At 70.5% G+C, this 1,005-nt stretch carries 2 protein-coding genes; both read right to left on the bottom strand.

Features of this window, described 5'->3' with window-relative positions; genetic code table 11:
• Positions 1-20: 20 nt before the first annotated feature.
• A complete protein-coding gene (locus ABZ641_RS39480; RefSeq protein WP_344623741.1) occupies positions 21-308 on the bottom strand; it encodes a phosphopantetheine-binding protein in 288 nt (95 codons plus the stop codon).
• Positions 302-1,005, bottom strand: a 704-nt coding sequence (locus tag ABZ641_RS39475; RefSeq protein WP_359989582.1) for an SDR family oxidoreductase, incomplete at its 5' end; no start/stop codon positions are given. The genes ABZ641_RS39475 and ABZ641_RS39480, both read right to left, overlap by 7 nt.

Genomic DNA, 1,005 nt, shown 5'->3' with positions numbered 1-1,005 from the left:
GCTGGTCGGTGGCCACGGCGTCAGGCCCCCGCGGAGGCGGTCGCCGGCTCGGCGCCCAGGGCCACGGTGTAGGCCTGCGCCAGGTCGCCGATGGTGCGCATGTCGGTGATCGAGACGCCGTCCTCGAAGGGGTCGACGCCGAGCTGCATCTCCAGCTCGATCAGCAGCTGCGCCAGGGTCAGCGAGTTGAAGCCGAGCTCCGTCAGGTCCTCGCTGTCGTCGGCGGCAGCGGCGTCGTTGTCGGCGTCGAGCAGCAGGGCGCGGGCCTCGCGCTCGATCAGCTCACGGATCTCGGTGGGGGTCAGCATGTGATACCTCCGTCGATGACGAGGGACTGCCCGGTCACGAAGTGCGCGCGGGCGGAGGTGAGGAAGAGGATCGCGTCGGCGATCTCCTCGGCCGTTCCGAGCCGGCCGAGGGGGGTGCGGTGCTGGATCTTCTCGCGGTTGCGTTCGGTGACGTCCGCGGTCATGTCGCTGTCGAAGAAGCCGGGGACGATGGAGTTCACCCGGATGTTGAAGGTGCCGAGCTCGCGCGCCAGGCTGCGGCTGAAGCCGTCCAGGCCGGCCTTGGCCGCGGCGTACACCGAGACCCCGCGGAAGCCGCGGATGGCGTTGATGGACGAGATGTTGATGATGTTGCCGCCGCCGTGACGGGTCATCAGCCGGGCGCAGGCCTGGGTGAGCAGGATCGGCGAGGTGAGGTTGTTGGTGACGAGCGAGTCGATCTGCTTGGGCGGTGTGGTCAGCAGCAGCTCCTGGTGGAGCACGCCGGCGTTGTTGACCAGCAGGTCGACCCGGCCGAACAGGCGGCCCACGGTGCGGACGAAGACCCGCATCGCGTCCGGCTCGCCGAGGTCGGCCCGCTCCCAGTGGAAGGAGCCCGGGTACTCCTCGGTCATCGCCGTGGTGAAGGCGTTGGCGCTGCGGCTGAACGTCGCCACCCGCCAGCCGTCGGCGAGCAGCCGCTCGACCAGCGTGCGGCCCAGCCCGCGGCTGCCGCCGC

This window comes from Kitasatospora sp. NPDC007106, assembly GCF_040634455.1.
Taxonomy (GTDB): Bacteria; Actinomycetota; Actinomycetes; order Streptomycetales; family Streptomycetaceae; genus Kitasatospora; species Kitasatospora arboriphila.
This window is presented reverse-complemented; position numbering and strand designations above follow the sequence as displayed.